The 19067-nt window shown below is 70.0% G+C and carries 11 protein-coding genes; 4 read left to right on the top strand and 7 right to left on the bottom strand.

The window, feature by feature from the left end; translation table 11 throughout:
- Window positions 1-202 precede the first annotated feature (202 nt).
- Window positions 203-880: a guanitoxin biosynthesis heme-dependent pre-guanitoxin N-hydroxylase GntA gene (gntA, locus tag OG446_RS21505; RefSeq protein ID WP_328895580.1), complete on the top strand. Its 678-nt coding sequence runs from the start codon at window positions 203-205 to the stop codon at window positions 878-880.
- Between the two features lie 86 nt (window positions 881-966).
- Here gntA and OG446_RS21500 read toward each other — a convergent pair whose 3' ends face one another.
- On the bottom strand, window positions 967-2580 hold the full coding sequence (locus OG446_RS21500) for a sensor histidine kinase (protein WP_328895579.1): 1614 nt from the start codon (window positions 2578-2580) through the stop codon (window positions 967-969).
- A gap of 62 nt (window positions 2581-2642) precedes the next feature.
- Between OG446_RS21500 and OG446_RS21495 the strand changes: the two genes are divergently transcribed.
- Window positions 2643-3308 (top strand): response regulator transcription factor, encoded by a 666-nt coding sequence (locus OG446_RS21495; protein ID WP_328895578.1) that lies wholly within the window; start codon window positions 2643-2645, stop codon window positions 3306-3308.
- A gap of 164 nt (window positions 3309-3472) precedes the next feature.
- Here the strand turns inward: OG446_RS21495 and OG446_RS21490 are convergent, their stop codons facing one another.
- From OG446_RS21490 to OG446_RS21465, 6 genes are all read right to left on the bottom strand, one after another.
- Window positions 3473-10711 (bottom strand): non-ribosomal peptide synthetase, encoded by a 7239-nt coding sequence (locus OG446_RS21490; RefSeq protein WP_328895577.1) that lies wholly within the window; start codon window positions 10709-10711, stop codon window positions 3473-3475.
- Between the two features lie 588 nt (window positions 10712-11299).
- Window positions 11300-12325, bottom strand: a complete 1026-nt coding sequence (locus tag OG446_RS21485; protein ID WP_328895576.1) for an ArsR/SmtB family transcription factor — start codon at window positions 12323-12325, stop codon at window positions 11300-11302.
- Between the two features lie 679 nt (window positions 12326-13004).
- Complete coding sequence (locus OG446_RS21480; protein ID WP_328895575.1) at window positions 13005-13853, bottom strand: ABC transporter permease; 849 nt, start codon at window positions 13851-13853, stop codon at window positions 13005-13007.
- Window positions 13854-13867: 14 nt separating this feature from the next.
- Window positions 13868-14833 carry an ATP-binding cassette domain-containing protein gene (locus OG446_RS21475; RefSeq protein ID WP_328895574.1) on the bottom strand — a complete coding sequence of 322 codons (966 nt, stop codon included), beginning with the start codon at window positions 14831-14833 and terminating at the stop codon, window positions 13868-13870.
- Window positions 14830-15057 carry an MbtH family protein gene (locus OG446_RS21470; protein ID WP_328895573.1) on the bottom strand — a complete coding sequence of 76 codons (228 nt, stop codon included), beginning with the start codon at window positions 15055-15057 and terminating at the stop codon, window positions 14830-14832. The genes OG446_RS21475 and OG446_RS21470 overlap by 4 nt, the downstream gene beginning before the upstream one ends.
- Before the next feature lie 184 nt (window positions 15058-15241).
- The gene (locus tag OG446_RS21465; protein WP_328895572.1) at window positions 15242-16501 is read right to left on the bottom strand and encodes a cytochrome P450; all 1260 of its coding nucleotides are present in this window, start codon (window positions 16499-16501) and stop codon (window positions 15242-15244) included.
- Window positions 16502-16859: 358 nt separating this feature from the next.
- Here OG446_RS21465 and OG446_RS21460 point away from each other — a divergent pair, with 358 nt between their 5' ends.
- Entirely contained in the window at window positions 16860-18599 is a 1740-nt protein-coding gene (locus OG446_RS21460; RefSeq protein WP_328895571.1) for a fatty acyl-AMP ligase, read from the top strand.
- 35 nt (window positions 18600-18634) lie between these two features.
- The gene (locus OG446_RS21455) at window positions 18635-18934 is read left to right on the top strand and encodes an acyl carrier protein (protein WP_328895570.1); all 300 of its coding nucleotides are present in this window, start codon (window positions 18635-18637) and stop codon (window positions 18932-18934) included.
- Window positions 18935-19067: the final 133 nt, after the last annotated feature.

Below are 19067 nucleotides of genomic sequence, written 5' to 3'. Positions count from 1 at the left end.
ATAGCAGCCCGCAGCCTATGAAGTTGACCGGACATCACGCAAGCAAACTCCGGCGGTTATTAACCCCCAGCTTAAAATACGGCGCAGGATCCACCGGAGGCAGCCGGGGCATACTAAATCCTGCCTTAAACAAGTTGGCGTCCGGCCGCCCGGTTCCCCGCAGTGTTACCGTCGCTGCTCTTATGTCGGAACGGGAGACGCCATGACGCAGCAGGGGCTCGAGGAGGAATTCATCTCCTGGGTGGGCAGCGATTCATTCAGTTGCCTGGCAGCGCGTGCAGCGCTTCGACAGAATACGCTGTTCATGCATGTCTACGAGGAACTGGACTCGGACAAGTACAGCCAGGAGTTACATCGGGATCTGGTCGAGTTCATCGATACGCGACTGAAGGACGAAAGCGACTTCGCATCCTTCGTGGCCATATTCCGCATGCCGTACGAGCTCTCCGAGGAGGAGTTCGAAGAGGGGCTCTGGGGGCAGCTTGCCCGGCTGCACGACATCGACTCCAGGGCGTATTCATGGAGTGCCGACGTATCCAGCGACGTGAACGCGGCAGATTTCGCCTTCAGCGTCGGGGGCAGGCCCTTCTTCGTGGCCGGGCTCAATCCGGGGTCCTCCCGAATATCCCGGAGGTTCTCCCGGCCGGCCCTCGTGTTCAATGCGCACGAGCAGTTCCGGCGGCTGAAGGCCGACGGGACGTACTACGGGCTCCAGCGCACGATCCGCGCGAAGGAGATGAAGCTCCAGGGCAGCGTCAATCCGATGCTGACCGACCACGGGGTGTCGTCGGAGGCCCGGCAGTACTCGGGCCGGGCCGTACCGCACGACTGGCAGTGCCCGTTCCGGGCCGGGCCCCAGGTCTCGACCCCGGTCGGCTGACCCGGCTCTTCCGCCCGGTCCGCCGTCGGAGCGCCCGAGCGGCCGACTGTCCTGCGGGCGTGATCGCCGGTGGCCTCGCGGCCCGATCAGTCGCCGTCCTCACGCAGCAACGCCTTCGCCACGAGCTTTCCGTCGGTGAAACAGAGCCGGTACACCTCGGACCGCAGCGAGAAGTACCCGCTGCTCTCGGCACGGTAGAACCTGCAGGAGGCTCGCGCGGGCTTGGGAGGCTGCTCGAAGTCGGCGCCCACCCGCACCTGCTGGGACGGAAGTTGGTCTCGCAGGCGCTCCCAGGTCTGGCCGTTGCGCAGGCCGTCGTAGGTCTCGGCGTCCAGCGTCATGCGGTCGAGGTTCCGGGAGGAGTAGCTCACCATGAGCACCCCCACCGCCACTGTCGCCAGGGCCGGGACCGCCACCGCCGTCACCAGGCTGCGGCGGACGCGCCGCTGGGCCTGCTGCCGGGCGCCGAGCGACACGGGGGCCTCCACGTGCCCGGTCGGGGGCGCCGGTTCGGTGCCGTGCGCGGGGCCGGAGTGCGGCAGCCGCGCGGTCACTTCGAACCCGCCGTCCTTGCGCTCCTGTGTGATCAGTGAGCCGCCGAGGACCCTGACACGTTCGGCGAGGCCGACCAGGCCCATGCCGGTGCCGCTGCTGTCCCCGGGGGGAGAGTCGGGGGCCTCGTTGGTGACCGAGACGCTCGTCCGGTCCGTCCACCTCTCCAGATGCACCCGGACCTCGGCGCCCGGCGCGTGCTTGGCGGCGTTGGTGAGGGCTTCCTGCACCACGCGCTGCACCGTCTCCTCCACCATGGGAGGTGAGGTGGCATCGAGGCCGACGGGCCGCAGTTCGACCAGCATCCCCGCCTTGCGGGCCCGGTCCACCGTGCTCAGGACGTCCTCACGTGGGCTGCCGGCGACGTCCTGGCCGCCGTCCACGCGCAGCACACCGATGATGTCGCTGAGCCGCTCGATGGCGCGGGCCGAACTCAGCCGTAGATCACCCGCCGATGCCCGCGCCGACGCGTCGAGTCTCGGATTGACCTCCAGGGCACCGGCCTGCATGGCGATGAGCGTGAGGTCGTGGCCGAGCTGGTCGTGCATGTCCTGGGCGATACGGGCCCGTTCGCGGGTGCGGACGCGGTCCGCCGCGAGCACCTGCTCACGCTCCAGGTTCTGGGCGTGCTGCCAGCCCGCGAGTTCGAGTTCACGCCGCTGGTACCGGTGGCGCCCGGCCAGGCCCGCGGTGACCGCGCACACGAGGAGGGGTGCGTTGTTGAGCACGGCCGTGAACTGCCCCGCCCTGATGCCCATGCCCACGAGGGTCAGGGCCACCAGACTCACCGCGAGTGTCACCTCCGCCGGCCGCCCCCGCACATTGCGGCGGCCGATCAGATAGCTCATCGCGAACATCGCCGGCGAGAACCACGCGTTGATCAGGGCGAGTACCGTACTGACGCACCAGGACAGCGGCAAATAGCGGTTGCGAAACGCGATGGCCGGCAGCAGGAGGGCCACCCCCGCGAGCCTCCACCAGATGGACGTCGAGGTCAGCTCGGCGGGGGAGGCGAACAGGGGCGGGAACGTGAGGGCCGCCCACAGGGCCGCCGTGCTGACGGGTTTGCGCCGGGCCAGGGATTCCATCAGGGTGCGCAGCCGGTCGGCCCGCCGCTCAGGCGCGGAGGCCTGCCCGGAGTCTGTCACTGTGAGTCCTGGTGGGAAAGCGGCGCAACGGATGCCGTGCCGAAGGAAAGAGAGAGAATCCTGTGATTCGAGTTCTGCTGGCGGACGACGAGGTGATGATGCGGGCGGGCGCCCGGGCCATCCTGTCGGCGGACCCGGAGATCGAAGTGGTGGCGGAGGCCTCCGACGGCCGGCAGGCCGTGGAACTCGTGCACCGTCACCGGCCGGACGTGGCGCTCCTCGACGTGCAGATGCCTCACCTGAACGGACTGGACGCGGCGTCGGCGATCCTGCGGTCCGACACGCCCACGGCGGTGATCATCCTCACGACGTTCAGCAACGACGACTACATCGCGCGGGCGCTGAGCGACGGTGCGAGCGGATTCCTGCTGAAGTCCGGCGACCCGCGCGAACTGATCGCGGGCGTACGCGCGGTCGCCGATGGCGCGGCCTATCTGTCGCCCGAAGCCGCACGGCGGGTCATCCGCGGCCTGCCTTCGAGCCGTACGGCGGGCCAGCAGGCCGCGCGTGAGCAGATCCGCAAGCTCAGCGGACGCGAGCAGGAGGTGCTCGGCCTCCTCGGCGCGGGTCTGTCGAACGCCCAGATCGCCCGCCGTCTGCACCTTGTCGAGGGAACGGTCAAGACGCATGTCAGCTCCATCTTCACGAGACTGGCGGTGGGAAACCGGGTGCAGGCAGCCATCATCGCCCATGAGGCGGGACTCATCGAGGAGGCCAAGGGGCGGTAGGAACCGCCCCGTCGGCCCCCGGGCCGCCCCGGTGCCCGGCTCACCCCCGGTGCCGGCCCGTGCCCCCGGCCCCGGCGTGCGAAGCCGGGGACCTGCCCGTGACGACCGGGCACGGCACCGTCCGGAACCCACGGCCGCCGCGGCCGCCCTGGAAGCCACCGCCCTCACCCCGTGGGGGTGCGCAGCCGGTCCGCGAGGACACGGCCGACGCCGGCGACGTGCGTCGCCTCCGTCATCAGGTCTCCGTGCGTCGATTCGATCGGGTGCACATCGACGTGACCGCCGATGAACGGTTGCCAGGAGCCGACGTCGAGGCGTTCACGGTCCTCCTCCGCCATGAGGGTCGCGGAGAAGAAGAGCACGTCGCCGTCGAAGAATCCCGGCTGGAACTTCCGCATGATCCGGATGTTGTTCACGAAGACGTCCTTCAGGGCCACGATGCCCGCGGCCTCCAGGTGGGCGAGGGGCTCATCCGTGTTCTTCAGGAAGTCCGGGAGACGCATCAGCACCGCGTCCTGGTCCGCCCTGAGCTCCGCCTCGTCGAATTCGAAGCCCATCGCCCGCAGATTCTGCGCGACGATCTCGTGGTCGACGACCTCCCGGTCCTTGGCGTCGTCGGTCGGCGGATAGGCGTCGAGCAGCGCGAGCAGCTCGACGCGCTCCCCCTCGGCCCGCAGCCGGACCGCCAGGGCGTGCGCGGTGAGCCCGCCGAAGGACCAGCCCGCGATGCGGTAGGGGCCGTGGGGCTGCACGGACCGGATCCGGGCGAGGTAGTCGTCGATCATCTCGTCCATGTCCGCCGGGAGCGCCCCGTCACCGTCGAGACCGCGCGACTGGATGCCGTACAGGGGCACGTCCGGGCCGAGATGCCGCACCAGACCCGCGTAGCACCAGCCGTAGCCGCTGCCCGGGTGCAGGCAGAACAGCGGGGCGGACGAGCCACGCGCCTGCAGCGGCAGCAGCACGGCCGCGGCGTCCCGCGCACCCGCTCCCCCACCGCCGGCGAGCGAGGCGGCCAGGGCCGCGACGGTGGGCGCCTCGAAGATCCGGCGCACCGGCACGTGGGTGCCGAGCTCCGCGTGGATCCGGCCGACGAGGCGTGCCGCGAGGAAGGAGTGGCCACCCAGCTCGAAGAAGTCGTCCTCGACACCGACCCCGGCCACGCCGAGCACGCCACCGAACAATTCACACAGCGCCCGCTCCAAGGCGGTCTGCGGCTCCCGCGAGACGGCACCGACCGACTGCTCGGGCGCGGGCAGCACCGCCCGGTCCAGCTTGCCGTTGGCGGTCAGCGGCAGCGCGTCCAGCACGACGAACGCCGACGGCACCATGTGATCGGGCAGCAGCCCGGCGCAGTGGCCACGCAGGCCGCCGCGGTCGGGCGCCGCTCCGTCGTGGGCCACGAGGTAGGCGACGAGGCGCCTGTCACCGGGCCGGTCCTCGCGCACCACGACGGCGGCCTGCGCGATGTCCGGGTGGCCGGTGAGGACCTTCTCCACCTCACCCGGCTCGATCCGGAATCCGCGGATCTTCACCTGCCCGTCGGTCCGGCCCAGGTAGAGGAGCTGTCCGTCGTCGGTCCACCGGGCCAGGTCGCCCGTGCGGTACATGCGCGCGCCCGCGGTCCCGTACGGGTCGGCGACGAACCGGCCCGCGGTCAGCGCGGGCCGCCCGCCGTAGCCGCGGGCCAGGCTCGGACCCGAGATGTACAGCTCTCCCGGCACACCCGCGGGCAGCGGGCGCAGCCGCGCGTCGAGGATCCGGACGGCGGTGTTGGCGACGGGGGTGCCGATCGGCACCGCCACGGGCCAGCGGCCCGTGTCCGCCGGCAGCTGATACCCCGTCACCACGTGTGTCTCCGCGGGTCCGTAGTGGTTGTGCAGGCGCAGGCCCGGGCGGGCGGCGAGCAGGGCGCGCAGCGCCCCGTGCGGGGTCAGCGCCTCCCCGGCCTGCACCAGGTCGGTCAGCCGGGAAAGTTCCCGGCCGTGCGCCACGGCCGCCTCGGCCACCGCGTCGAGGACCAGGTTCGGCGCGTACAGCTCCTGGATCGCGGCGTGCTCCAGCCACGCGGCCAGCGCCACCGGGTCCCGCCGGGTGTCCTCGTCGCACACCACGAGCGTCTTGCCGGACAGCAGCGCGGACAGGGTCTCCTGCACCGACACGTCGAAGCTGACCGCGGTGAACTGGGCGACGCGAGTGCCGGGGCCGCCGGGCAGCGCGCCCTCGTGCCACTCCAGCAGGTTGGCGGTCGAAGCGGCGGGCATCACGACGCCCTTGGGGCGGCCCGTCGACCCCGACGTGTAGATCACGTACGCCGGGTGTGCCCCGTCGAGCGGCGCGCGCCGCTCGGCGTCGGTGACGTCCGTGGCGGGCAGCGCGGCGAGCACGGCCGCCGTGGGGGCCGCGTCGACGGTCACCGTCGCATCGACGACCTCCGGCGGCAGCACGTGCGCGTGGGCGGCGGTGGTCAGGACGCAGGCGGGCCGCGCGTCGCGCAGCATGTACGCGATCCGCTCCGCCGGGTACTCCGGGTCGAGCGGCATATAGCCCGCGCCCGCCTTGAGGACGGCGAGCAGCGCGGTGACCAGTTCTGCCGAGCGGGGCATGGCGACCGCGACCAGGCTCTCCGGGCCCACACCGCCGGCGATCAGCGCACGGGCGACACGGTTGGCGCGTTCGTTGAGTTCCGCGTAGCCGACCGCGCCACCGGGGTGCTCCACCGCGACGGCGTCGGGGTGGCGGGCCGCCTGCTCCTCGAACCGCTCGGGCAGCGAGGCTCCGCCCACGGCGAGCGCGGGCCCGTCCCACTCGGCGAGGACCTGGCGGCGCTCGGCGTCCGAGAGGATCTCGATGTCCCCGATCCGGCGCCGCGGGTCGGCGGTCGCCACCTCCAGCAGGCGCAGCAGCCTGGCCACGAACGACTCGGCCGTGCTCCGGTCGAACAGGTCGGTGCTGAACTCCAGGACCGCACCGAGCCCGGCCGGGGCGCCGTCGGCGTCGCGTCGCTCGATGAACGCGAAGAACAGGTCGAACTTGGCGGTGGCCACGTCGGCCCTCACCGGCGCGACGGTCAGGCCCGCGAGCTGCCCGGACCCGGGCCGCGCAGCCGCATCCTGATCGGCGTTGCTGTACGTCAGCATCGTCTGGAACAGCGGGTGCCGCGCCACCGACCGGTTCGGCCGCATCTCCTCCACCAGGCGCTCGAACGGCAGGTCCTGGTTGCTGTAGGCCGCCAGGTCCGTCTCCCGCACCCCCGCGAGGAGCTCACCGAAGGTGGGGTTGCCCGAGGTGTCGGTGCGCAGGACGAGGGTGTTGACGAAGAACCCGACGAGGTCGTCCAGGGCGTCGTCGGTACGCCCGGCTACCGGAGTGCCGAGCGGGATGTCGTCGCCCGCGCCGAGCCGCGTCAACAGGGCGGCGAGGGCGGCCTGGAGCACCATGAACGGGCTGGCCTGGGCGGAGCGGGACAGCGCCACGATCCGCTCGTGAACGTCCTTGGGCACCTCGTAGCGCACCCGGTCGCCGCGGTGGGACTCGGTGGCGGGCCGCGGCCGTTCGGTGGGCAGCGCCAGCTCATCAGGGGCCCCGGCGAGGGTCTCCTTCCAGTAGGCGAGCTGGCTGGCGGCCCGGCTGTCGGTGTCGCTCTCGTCGCCGAGCGTCTCGTACTGCCAGAGGCTGTAGTCGGCGTACTGCACCGGCAGCGGCTCCCAGTGCGGCGCCGCACCCTGGTGACGGGCCGTGTACGCCTCCGTCAGGTCGCGGGCGAGCAGCGGCATCGACCATTCGTCACCCGCGATGTGGTGCAGAAGCAGCAGCAGGACGTGACGGTCCTCGCCGTCCGCGAACAGCGTGGCCCGCAGCGGCACCTCGGCGCTCAGGTCGAACGCGTACGCCGCTGCGGCCGCCACCTCGTCGGCGAGCGGCTTCTCGGACACGCGCCGCACGTCCAGCACGGGCCGGGCCCGGTCGCCGTCGAGGACGGTCTGGTACGGGCCTTCGGCGTCCTCGGCGAAGACGGTGCGCAGGGACTCGTGGCGCTCGGCGAGGTCCGCGAGGGCGGCGCGCAGCGCATCGTGGTCGAGGGCGCCGGTCAGGCGCAGGCCGAGGGGGATGTTGTAGGTGGCGCTCGGGCCCTCGAACCGGTGCAGGAACCAGAGGCGGCGCTGCGCGAAGGACACCGGCACCCGGTCGGGCCGCGGCACGACGGGCATCACCCTGCGGCGGGCGCCGTTGGCCCCGTCGAGGAGCCGGGCCAGAGCGGCGACGGTCGGTGTTTCGAAGAGTTGGCGTACGGAGAGTTCGGTGTTGAGGGTGGTGCGGATGCGGGAGGTGAGGCGGGTGGCGGTGAGGGAGTGGCCGCCGAGGTCGAAGAAGTTGTCGTCGAGGGTGATGGTGGGGAGGCCGAGGATGTCGGCGAAGAGGGTGCAGAGGATTTCTTCTTGGGGGGTGCGGGGGGCGCGTCCCGTGGTCTCGGTGTGGGTGGGGGTGGGGAGGCTGGTGCGGTCGAGTTTGCCGTTGGTGGTGAGCGGGAGGGTGTCCAGGTGGGTGAACGCGGACGGGATCATGTAGGCGGGCAGGGTGTTGGCCAGGTGGTCGCGCAGGGCGCCGGTGTCGGGGGTGTGGCCGGTGGTGTAGGCGAGGAGTCGTTCGTCGCGGACGATGACGACGGCCTGGTCCACTCCTTCGAAGCCGGCCAGGGCGGCTTCGATCTCGGCGGGCTCGATGCGGAAGCCGCGGAGTTTGACCTGTTGGTCGGTGCGTCCCAGGAAGCTGATGGTGCCGTCCGCGTTCTGGCGGGCGAGGTCGCCGGTGCGGTAGAGGCGGGAGCCGGCCGGGCCGTGGGGGTTGGCGATGAAGCGTTCGGCGGTGAGGTCGGGCCGGTCGAGGTATCCGCGGGCCAGTCCCGTCCCGGCGATGTAGAGCTCGCCGGGGGTGCCCTGCGGGGCGAGACGGAGCCGGGAGTCGAGGACGTAGCAGGCCATGCCGTCCAGCGGGCGGCCCACCGGCACACTGTCGGGTACCTGCCCGGGGTCGGTGAGCCGGTGGTGGAGGGCGAAGGTGGTGGTCTCGGTGGGACCGTAGCCGTTGACGACCTGGGTGCCCGGCGCGGCGGCGAGCACGCGGCGTACCGCGTGGGCGGGCACCACATCACCGCCGGCCCACACCTCACGGACCCCGGCCAGGGCGGCGGGGTCCTCCTCGGCAATGAGCTGGAACAGGCCCGCGGTCAGCCACAGACCACTGACCCGGTGCTCGGCGACCACCCGGGCAAGGACGCCCGCATCGACGTCACCGGGCGGGGCGATCACGACACGGCCGCCATTGAGCAACGGCACCCACATCTCGTACGTCGAAGCGTCGAAAGCATGCGGGGAGTGCAGCAGCATCGACTCCCGCCCACCCCCGGCGAAACACGACGCCGCCGCGAGCCCGGCCACGTCCTCATGCGTGACCGCGACCCCCTTGGGCACCCCCGTAGAACCCGACGTATACATCACATACGCCAACTGACCCGGCAACACCACCGGCAACCCACCACCACCAGCACCACCACCACCACCAGCACCACCCTCCGCAGGCACCCCACCGGTGTTGTGGCCGGTGTCGTCGCCGGTGTCGTCGCCGGTGTCGTCCACGACCAGGACCTCGACTCCCAACCGCTCCGCGGCCTCCACCCCGGCACGATCAGTGATCACCACCCGCGCACCCGTCCGGGCCACCACCCCCGCGACCCGCTCCCACGGAGCGGACTCATGCACCGGCACATACACCCCACCGGCCTTCACCACACCCAACGAGGCCGCCACCACCCCCGCACCCCGCGGGAGCAACAACACCACCGGCGACTCCGAACCCACCCCCGACGCCACCAGCCGACCCGCCACCCGGTCCGACCACACACCCAACTCCCCGTACGACCACCGACGCCGCCCCCACTCCACCGCCACCGCATCCGGCACCCGCTCCACCTGCTCACCGAACAACCCACCCAACGACACAGCCGCAGCACACAGACCAGGCCCCTCAGCCCCCGCCAGCAAACCCACACGCTCAGCCTCACCAAGCACACCGATCTGACCGACCGGCCGATCCGGCACGGCCAACAACCCCTCAAGCACGCGCACCAACCGTTCACCCAGGGTCTTGGCTGCGGCGTGGTCGAAGATGTCGGGGCGGTGGTCGAGGCGGAAGCGCAGCGCGGGGCCCGGGACCGCGACCAGCGTGAGCGGGTAGTGCGAGTGGTCCGTGGTGCGCTGTGCGACGACCCGGACGGCACCCGGATCCGCCGGCCCGGAGTCCGCACGGGTCAATCGGCCCGCGTCGTGCGGGTAGTTCTCGAAGACCAGTACGGAGTCGAAGAGTTCGGCGTGACCGGACGCGTCCTGGATGTCGGTGAGGCCCAGGTACTGGTGCGGGAGCAGTCCGGCCTGGGTGCGCTGCAGACGGGTCAGCATGTCCGCGGCGGTCTCCGCCGGGCGCAGGGCGAGGCGCAGCGGCACCGTGTTGATGAAGAGCCCGACCATGTTCTCGACGCCCGGGATCTCCGGCGGACGGCCGGACACGGTGACGCCGAAGGCCACGTCGTCGCGGCCGAGGAGCTGGGCGATGAGCAGCGACCAGGCGCCCTGGACCACGGTGTTCACGGTCAGCCCGTGGGCCCGGGCCCGGGCGGTGAGGGTCGCGGTCGACTCCTCGGACAGGCCGAAGTCGATGCGCTCGGGCAGGCCGGGCTCCGCGTCGGCCCGCTGCCCCGCCGGTGCGAACAACGACGGTTCGTCCAGGCCGGCCAGGGCGGCGGACCACTCGGCGCGCGCCTCGTCCCGGTTCTGCGCGGCCAGCCAGCCGAAGAAGGCGCGGTACGGCGCCACCGGCGGCAGCGCGGCGGCGTCGCAGCCGTTGGCGTAGAGGGCGAACAGCTCGTTGAGCAGGACGGACAGCGACCAGCCGTCGAACAGCACATGATGGAACGTCAGGGCGAAGCGGTAGCGCTGCGCCCCGGTCCGGACCAGGGTGAAGCGGAGCAAGGGAGGGGCGGCGGGATCGAACCGCGTCTCCCGGTCGGTGCGTATCCGCTCCTCGGCCCGGGCTGTACGAGCGGCGTCGTCCGCTACCTCGGTGAGGTCGAGCTCCGACCACGGGGCGGGCACGGAGCGCGGCACGATCTGCACGGGGGTGCTCAGGCCGTCGTGCCGAAAACCGACCCGCAACGTGGCGTGCCGTTCGAGCAGGGTCTCGACGGCGGTCCGGAGCAGCCCGGTGTCGAGCGGGCCCTCGATGTCGAGGATGTGCTGCGACACATAGACGTCGGGTGCGTCCAGGTCGTACAGACTGTGGAAGAGCAAGCCCTCCTGCAGTGAGGTCAAGGGCAGGATGTCCTGCAGTCCGGACCGGGGCGTCGTCACAGCGTCCTCCACTCGTTTTCCGGCAGGTCGATGTCGTTCTGGCTGAGCAGGTTCAGCGACATGTCGGAGACGGTCAGCCCGCCCGCATCCAGGGGCCGGCCGTCCGTGGGCCGGGCCCTGCCGACGTGCGGGCCTGGAGCAGGATCCGCTCCACCTCGTCGTCGCGCCGCCGCGGGGGCGCCCCAGGTCTCATGACGTCGTCACAGTGGAATCGGGGGCGGGCATGGCTGACAATGCCCTCCCCCGAAATGCGATCCCGTACGGGAGACGTTCGTCCTCATGCGGCCGGGGAAGTAATTCGCCTTCTCACGGCCACAGTCGGGGCAGCGAAACAAGCCAAGAAACGAACGACCTTGACTTGGCACATATTTTCGACCGACTCGATCGAAACTACCCGGCCGCTGTCGGCAGGTCAAAGAGAATGCGGGCGGATTCAAGCACTCTCCGACCTCGACCGGAAGTTTCTGCACGCGTTGTGCGGCGGTTCTCCGAAATACCTCGGCTGCGCCTCGATACGGCCTTGAGCACTCCTCGACCGGCCGCGCCCTGCACCTGCGGTCGGCTACGAACGCGAGTGCGGGGCCGGTCTCACCATCGAGTCGGCTGCATAGGGACGACTCCACAGTTCGAGGGGATCGGCACCCCGCCCGCCGGAGACAGGCGCCTGGGTTGCGGTGTGCTCCCGTGCCGGCTCGCCTCAGGCACGGTCAAGGTCTCCGCGGCCAGGGAGATGCCGTCGAGCACCGCGCTGCCCAGAGCGGTGATCCGGTGGTTCACGGTGTTGTGGTGGCGCTCCGACTGGATCAGCCCCGCACGGCGCAGGACGCTGGTGTGCTGGCTGACGGCGGCGGCGGACGTGCCGACCCTGCGGGCGAGTTCGCTGGTGGTGCCACCGGCCTGGGTGAGGCGCAGGAGCTGGGCCCTGGTGCGCCCCATGAGTGCGCCCAGCGCCTCGCCGTCCTTCACCGGGGAGCCCCACAGAGTGCGGGCCGCTGTGGGTGTCAGTTGGGCGGAGAAGACCAGGACGGGCCTGCCGTTGGTGCCTGCCACATGACGAAGCAGCACGGCGGGCCGGTCACCGAGAAAAATGGAAGGGGCAACGAGAAGGCCGTTACCGTCGGACTCGATCTCCCTGTCGTCGCCACCCTGCACTTCGAGCACATGGCCATTCAGTTTAATGTCGGGATGCAAATAGTTGAGCAGGTTCCCACCGCCGTTCAAGCACGCCCTGAGCCGCCCCTCCCGCTGCTCCGCCAAATAGGTGAGCATCGACTGCCAATACGGCATTATGGACAGCTTCGTAAATTCTTCCACAGCCGCCCGGCCTTCGGGCCAGCCGAGGCTCAATGCTCGAAGTCGGCTCCCTGCGGGTGCGTTCTCGATGGGGCCGAGAAGCCAGGTGAGGTCGGAGGCCCTGGCGAGCGTCCGCAGCACGTCAGGGACCGTCGCACTCGTCCCGAGGCGGGCATCGAGCTGCTTTCTCCACTCCTGGAACGCCGGTGCGGCTCTGTTCGCCATATAGCGAACGGAGAATACCCCTTCGGACACGGGGCCCAGGGTCGCCATCATATGGACCCGGTCGACTCCCGTACTCTTCAGATCAATGCGCAACACGCCAGCCCCATCCCCGTAACCAGAGGGGAATTCCCTTGCCGGGACCCCCGTCCGGACTTGTTACGTCTTATAGAAACCGCACACGCCTGCCGACCGACCGCATCGACTTGTGTCCGCGCCAGTACTTCGGCGGCGCCGGCGGGCACTATTCATGCAATGACGCTCCAGCGAGTCAAGCATCACCAAGGAGAGTCAATGAACCGGGCACACTTGATGCCTCAGAAGTCAATCCTGGAATTCAGTCCTGAAATTCAATCACATCGACCTCGTGTCGGGACGACCTTGCGAGACGACAGCCGAAAGCAACCGCGGGAACTGTGCCCCCAGCGGCGATCCAGCCGATCGGCCGACTCATGGTGCGCTTAACACATTCCCGCCCTCCCCGGTCGCCCTCGGAATCAGGAATGCGAATCGGATAGAAAATCAAAATTCGCACATGAATTCGACTGACATGGCTGACGCTACCCCTTCGGTTCAGGCCAGTCAAAGGATTCTTGTGCTGTCTTGAGTGTTCTCCGACCTTAATTTGAAGTTTCCCTGTGCGGTCTTGAGTGGTTTTCAGGCCCTCCTTGAGGTGTCCTGGCCCCGAACACGTGTGAGTCCCCGTCAGCTCGCTGACGGGGACGTTGCGCCTGTGGCGTGGGGTCGCCTCGGGGCGGGGGCAGGCCGAAGGCCCGTCTCACGCGTTGGGCGCCCTCCGGAAGCACTTCGCGGCGACGAACATCGCGACCGTCATGAGCCCGGCACTCGTGGCGAGTGCGCTGAGCACACCGAGCCCCGGGTCCCAGCCGAGCGCCAGGTCCCTGGCGCCGTCGACCGCGTACGTCACCGGGTTGGCCTCGGCGACGAACCGCAGCCACCGTGGCAGCACTTCGAGCGGGACGAAGGCACTGGAGGCGAACATCAGCGGGAACATCACGAGGACCGCAATGCTCGACATCACCTCCACGCTGCGCAGCCAGGCGGCCAGTGCGATGAAGCCCCAGATCAGGGACCAGATGACGAACAGGGTGAGCAGAAGCGCCGCGCCGGTTCCCAGGATCCCGCCCGAGGGGCGGAAGTCGAAGATGAGGAAGCCGGAGAGCAGCAGGGCGACCAGCTCGGCGAAGACGCGCAGCAGATCCGCCAGTGAGCGCGCCACGAGGACCAGGAACAACCGGGTCGGCAGCACACGAAAGCGCGCCACGATCCCGTTGTCCATGTCCCTCACCAGGCCCACCCCCGCGGCCTGTGCCGAGCCGATGCCCGTGGTGACCAGGAGCGCGGGTATCAGATAGTCGATGTAGCGCACCCCGTGCGGGAAGTCGTCGCTGTTCGCCATGCTCCCGAAGACCTCGTTGAGCAGCAGGAGCATGATCAAGGGTTGGGCCAGGCTGAAGAAGGCCAGGCGTGTGTCGCCGTACATCGAACGGACCTGCCGTGCGGTGAGCACCCACAGCTGAGTGGTCGCACTGCTGCCGCACCACGCCGCCCGGTCGTCGTGCGCGGCGGCTGCCGAGACGGCCGGGGTGCGTTCCTGGAGGGCCACCGGAACTCCTGTGATCAGGCCGCGCCGCCGAGGGACGCCGGCGAGGGGTCGGGCGATTGGGTGAGCGCCAGGTAGACGTCGTCCAAGGACGGTTCCTTGACGGTGAGTTCGACGAGCTCGGCATCCACGGTGTCCAGTGCCCGTACGACGGTCGCGACCTCGGCCGAGGTGTCGACGGGGATCGTCAGCGTGTGGGTGTCCGGCTCGGTGTGGGGCTGGAAGCCCGCGGCGGCCAACGCTCCGGACGCCGCGGACAGCACGGACCCGGGTGCGAGGACGGCGCGTACGGAGCGGCTGCCCAGGTCGGCCTTGAGCCGTCCCGCGGTGTCCGAGGCGATGACCCGGCCCTTCGACAGGACGGTGATCCAGTCGGCGAGCCGGTCGGCCTCGTCCAGGTACTGCGTGGTGAGCAGCACGGTCGTGCCACGCGCCACCAGGGACTCGACCGTCTCCCACAGGGAGAGGCGGGTGGCGGGGTCGAGCCCGGTCGTCGGCTCGTCCAGGAACAGCACGTCGGGACGGCCGACGAGGCTGGCGGCGAGATCGAGGCGCCGGCGCATGCCGCCCGAGTACGTCCGGGAGGGCTTGGCGCCGGCGCCGGTGAGGTCGAACAGCTCCAGGAGCTCTCCGGCCCGCGCCGCCGCGTCGCGCCGGCCGGCGCCGAGGAGACGGGCGATCAGCACGAGGTTGTCGTACCCGGACAAGTGCTCGTCCACCGAGGCGAACTGACCGGTGACACCGATCCGGGCCCGCACCTGGGCGCCCTGGCGGGCCACGTCGAAGCCTGCGACCGTGGCCTTGCCCGACGTCGCGGGTGACACCGTGGAGAGGATGTTCACCAGCGTCGTCTTGCCCGCTCCGTTGTGACCGAGCAGTCCGAGGACCTTGCCCCGGGTGACCTCGATGTCCACGTCGCTCAACGCCCGGACCTCGCCGAACGTCTTGCCGACGCCGACCGCCTCGATCACGACCTCGCTCAAGCCGCGTCCCGTGCGGCCGCGTCCATCGCATCGACGAGGCTCTTGGGACGCATGTCGGTCCAGTTCTCGTTGATGTACTCCAGGCACGCCGAGCGGTCCGTCTCCGCCAGAGCGACGGTCCAGCCCGCGGGCACTTCCGCGAAGGACGGCCACAGCGAGTACTGCGCCTCGTCGTTGATCAGTACGACGTACGTGGCTTCCTCGTCCTCGAACGGGTTACTCATGTCCGGTTCTCCCTCTTGCTGCTGGTGATGGGTGGGACTGGTGCAGGTGGCGTTACTGATGCAGGTGGTGCGAGTGGCCGGTGGAAGAGAAGACCTTCCTGCGTTCCTCTCGCATGTCCCGCAGTAATTGAGCGCGTGTATTCAAGCCGAGCATCGGCGATCTGTCACTGAATTAAGCCCTGACTCAATCGGGCAGCTTGATGTCGCGGAAATCCACATCCAGTCGATCGGGGCCGCGCAGACTCAGATTCGGCTTGTACGGGATTTCTTCGCCGGTCAGCCGGGGATCGATCACACGCGTCGCGAACAGTTCGAAAGCGATACGGACTTCGAGGCGGGCGAGCGCGGCGCCCAGACAGAAGTGCGCACCGGCGGAGAAGGACAGATGCTGAGAGGCGCGCGGGCGGCGGATGTCGAAACTGTCCGGGTCCTCGAAGACCTGCGGGTCGCGGTTGGCCGCGCCGATCAGGACGAGCAGCATGTCTCCGGCCCGTGCCACCGTGCCGCCGACGGCGGTGTCCTGCCGGGCCACGCGCGTGGTCAGCTGCACCGGGGCGTCGTACCGCAGCACCTCTTCGACGGTGTTGCCGGCCAACTCGGGCTCGGCGCGCAGCAGGCGGAGCGCGTCGGGGTCACGCAGCAGCGCCAGGACACCGTTGGCGATGAGGTTGACGGTGGTCTCGTGGCCCGCGTTGATGAGCAGGATGCAGGTGGCGAGGAGTTCGCTGTCGGTGAGCTGGTCACCGTTCTCGTTGACCTGGATCAGTTGGGAGACGAGGTCGTCGCGCGGGGAGGTCCTGCGCTCGGCGATGACCTCGCTGAAGTATCGGATGAACTCGGCGCGGGCCCGCGCCGCTTCGCCCGTGGCCCGTGGCGCGACGAGGCCGGGCAGCGGTGGCTCCAGGGCCTCCGAGAGCTTCGCCGACCACGCCTGGAACAGGTGGTGGTCGGCGACCGGCACACCCAGCAGTTCGCAGATCACCTGGAGCGGCAGCGGATAGGCCAGGTCGGAGACGATCTCGAAGCGGCCGCGCTCGGCCGCGGCGCGGAACAGGTCCTCCGTGAGCGTCCGGATCCGCGGCTCCAGGGCGGCGACCACCCGCGGGGAGAACGCCTTGGTCACCAGGCGGCGCAGCCGGGTGTGGTCCGGCGGGTCCAGGTGGATGAAGTTGCGGGTGCGGGGGCCCCGCGCGGTCGGGGAGAGCCGGAAGAGGTCACGTTCGCTGCTCATGGCGGGGTCGCGCAGGACCTTCGAGCAGTCGGCATGCCCGGCCACCACGACCAGGCCGTCCGACGCGGTGTGCGCGGACGCCTCGCGCAGGCGGCGCAGCACCGGGTAGGGGTCCGGGCGGCCGGCGGGATCGACGAGGGCTTCGAGGTCGGCACTCAGGCCCGCTCCGCGGCCGGGCGCACGGTCGGAAATCTCAGGTATGCCACCCGTCATGCGTGGAGCTCCTTTTACGCCGTGAGGTTTGCGATCTGGCGGCCGTGAAGTCTGCGATCTGCCGGGACAAGGGCAGCGCGACACTAACACTGCACCGCTTTCCCCCTGCATCATTAAGCCGAAACTAAAGGACGACCGACCGGCCCTTTCGGCTCCTACGGGGGTATTTAAGGTGAGCGTGAACGTCCGTTCGGAAATCCTTGACACGCTCTGGCCGCGATGACGTAGCTTGATCTCCCAGCTGAGGTGAGATCCGGCAGGCAATTCACATACCACCCGAATCACCGGTCTCTTTCCGACCTCTTTCCGGTTCTGAGACTCATGGCCAGCGCACAGCCGTCGGAAGGTCGAATGGGCAATGTACGACATCACGCAATCCGCCAGTGTCGTTGAGGCATTTCGCCGCAGCGTCTCCACGCGGCCCGACCAGGACGCAGTCGCCTTCCTGACCGACCCCGACCGGCCCGACCTCGCCTCCCCCCTGACCTACGCCGAGTTGGACCGCGAAGCCCGCGGCATCGCCGCCCGGCTCCAGGAGGAGGGGCACCGGCCGGGCAGCCGGGCCCTGCTCCTCTATCCGGTCGGCACCGAATTCGTGGCCGCGTTTCTCGGCTGTCTCTACGCCGGGGTCATCGCCGTACCCGCGCCGCTGCCCAGCCAGTTCCGCCACCACCGCACGAGGTTGCGCAACATCGCCCTCGACGCGGGCGTCACGGTCGTCCTCACCGACGGAGCGAGCGCCGACGACTGCCGGGAATGGGCGGACGCCGTCCAGCTCACCGGCGTGGAAACCGTCGTGACCCGCCCCGAGGGCCGGCGGCTCGCCGACCCGGACGCCTGGACCCCCGTTCCCCTGGACCAGGACACCCTGGCGCTGCTCCAGTACACGTCCGGTTCCACCGGCGACGCCAAGGGCGTGATGATCACCCACGGCAATGCGCTGCACAACGTCGAGGCGTTCGCCAGGGCCGTCCGCTGGACCGAGGAGACCCGCAGCGGCGGCTGGGTGCCGCTCTACCACGACATGGGCCTGAGCGCCCAGTTGCTGCCTGCCCTGCTGCGCGGCGGCAGTTGCGTCCTGATGGACCCCATGGCGTTCGCCCGCAGGCCGGTCCGCTGGCTGCGCGCCATCGGCACCTGCGGGATCAACGTCTCCTTCGCGCCCAACTTCGCCTACGACCTGTGCACCCGCCGGGTCACCGATGCCGAGGTCGCCCAGCTCGACCTGTCGCACTGGACCTACGCGGCCAACGGCTCCGAGCCCGTACAGCCGGATGTCCTCACCGCCTTCACCAAGCGGTTCGCCGCCGCCGGCTTCCGCGAGGAGGCGTTCGCCCCGAGCTACGGCATGGCGGAGGTCACCGTCTATGTGAGCACCCGGGGTCACCAGCCCCCGCTGGTGCGCTCGGTCGACGCGGAACGGCTCGCGCAGGGCGAGTTCGTCCTCGCCGAGCCGGGCCGCCCGGCCCGCCATCTCGTCAGCAACGGCCCCGCCCCCGCCTTCGACATCCGGGTCGTGGACCCGGTCACCCACGACGTGCTGCCCGAGGGGCGCATCGGTGAGATCTGGATCAGGGGCGCCAGCGTCGCCGTCGGGTACTGGGGCCGCGAGGAGGCGACCCGGGAGACGTTCCGGGGCACGACCGCCGACGGTGACACCGGCTATCTGCGCAGCGGCGACCTCGGCACGGTGCACGAGGGCGAGCTCTACATCAACGGGCGGATCAAGGAAATGATCATCGTCAACGGCCGCAACCTCTACCCGCACGACATCGAGCACGAGCTGCGCTCCCAGCATCCCGAGCTCGGCAGCTGCGGCGCCGTGTTCACCGCACCGGAGCGGGACGATGCGCCCGGTGCGGCCACCGAGAGCCTCGTCATCACCCATGAGGTCCGCGGCGTCCCCGCCGACGAACTGGCCGCCCTGGCGGGCCGGATACAGATCACGGTCAGCCGGGAGTTCGGCGTGCGGGTCGACGACGTCCTGCTGCTGCGCCCCGGCACCGTCCGGCGTACCACCAGCGGCAAGATCCAGCGCGCCGAGATGCGCTCCCTGTACCTGGCAGGCGAACTCAAGACCGCCGGGAACCGCGGGTGACCACCCCACAGGCCACTACCACCAAGGAGATCGACGTGACCGCCTCTGACCTCGACCACGGCAATCCGGCACCCCGGACCGCCGGCTCGTCACCCGACGAAGTCCGCGCGTGGCTCATCGACTGCGTGGCGGAACACGTACGGCTGCCCGCCGAGGAGATCGCCCCGGAGACCCCGCTGGCCGCCTACGGCCTGGACTCCATCACTGCCGTGTCCATATCCATCCGGATCGAGGACCACTTCGCCATCACGCTCGACGCGAACGCCATGTGGGACCACCCCACGGTGGCCGCCCTCGCCGAGATGCTCAGCGGTCGGCTGCTCTCCGCGGCCTGAGGCACACACCGCAGGGATTGGGGACCCGTCGGCACGACGGGTCCTTTTCCCGTGCCCCCGATCCGCCCTGCCGTGCCTCCATTTCCTGTTGTCCTTCCTGTTGTTCGCAAGGCTCCCGTGAAGAGAAGGGTGT

The organism is Streptomyces sp. NBC_00236 (assembly GCF_036195045.1).
Taxonomy (GTDB): domain Bacteria; phylum Actinomycetota; class Actinomycetes; order Streptomycetales; family Streptomycetaceae; genus Streptomyces.
Note: the sequence above shows the minus strand (reverse complement) of the source record. Positions and strands in the feature narration are given on the sequence as shown.

Excerpts from the sequence above, each read along its gene's own strand:
- OG446_RS21460 (WP_328895571.1), top strand. The coding sequence starts at position 16,860 with ATGTACGACATCACGCAATCCGCCAGTGTCGTTGAGGCATTTCGCCGC.
- OG446_RS21465 (WP_328895572.1), bottom strand. The coding sequence starts at position 16,501 with ATGACGGGTGGCATACCTGAGATTTCCGACCGTGCGCCCGGCCGCGGA.
- gntA (WP_328895580.1), top strand. The coding sequence starts at position 203 with ATGACGCAGCAGGGGCTCGAGGAGGAATTCATCTCCTGGGTGGGCAGC.
- OG446_RS21470 (WP_328895573.1), bottom strand. The coding sequence starts at position 15,057 with ATGAGTAACCCGTTCGAGGACGAGGAAGCCACGTACGTCGTACTGATC.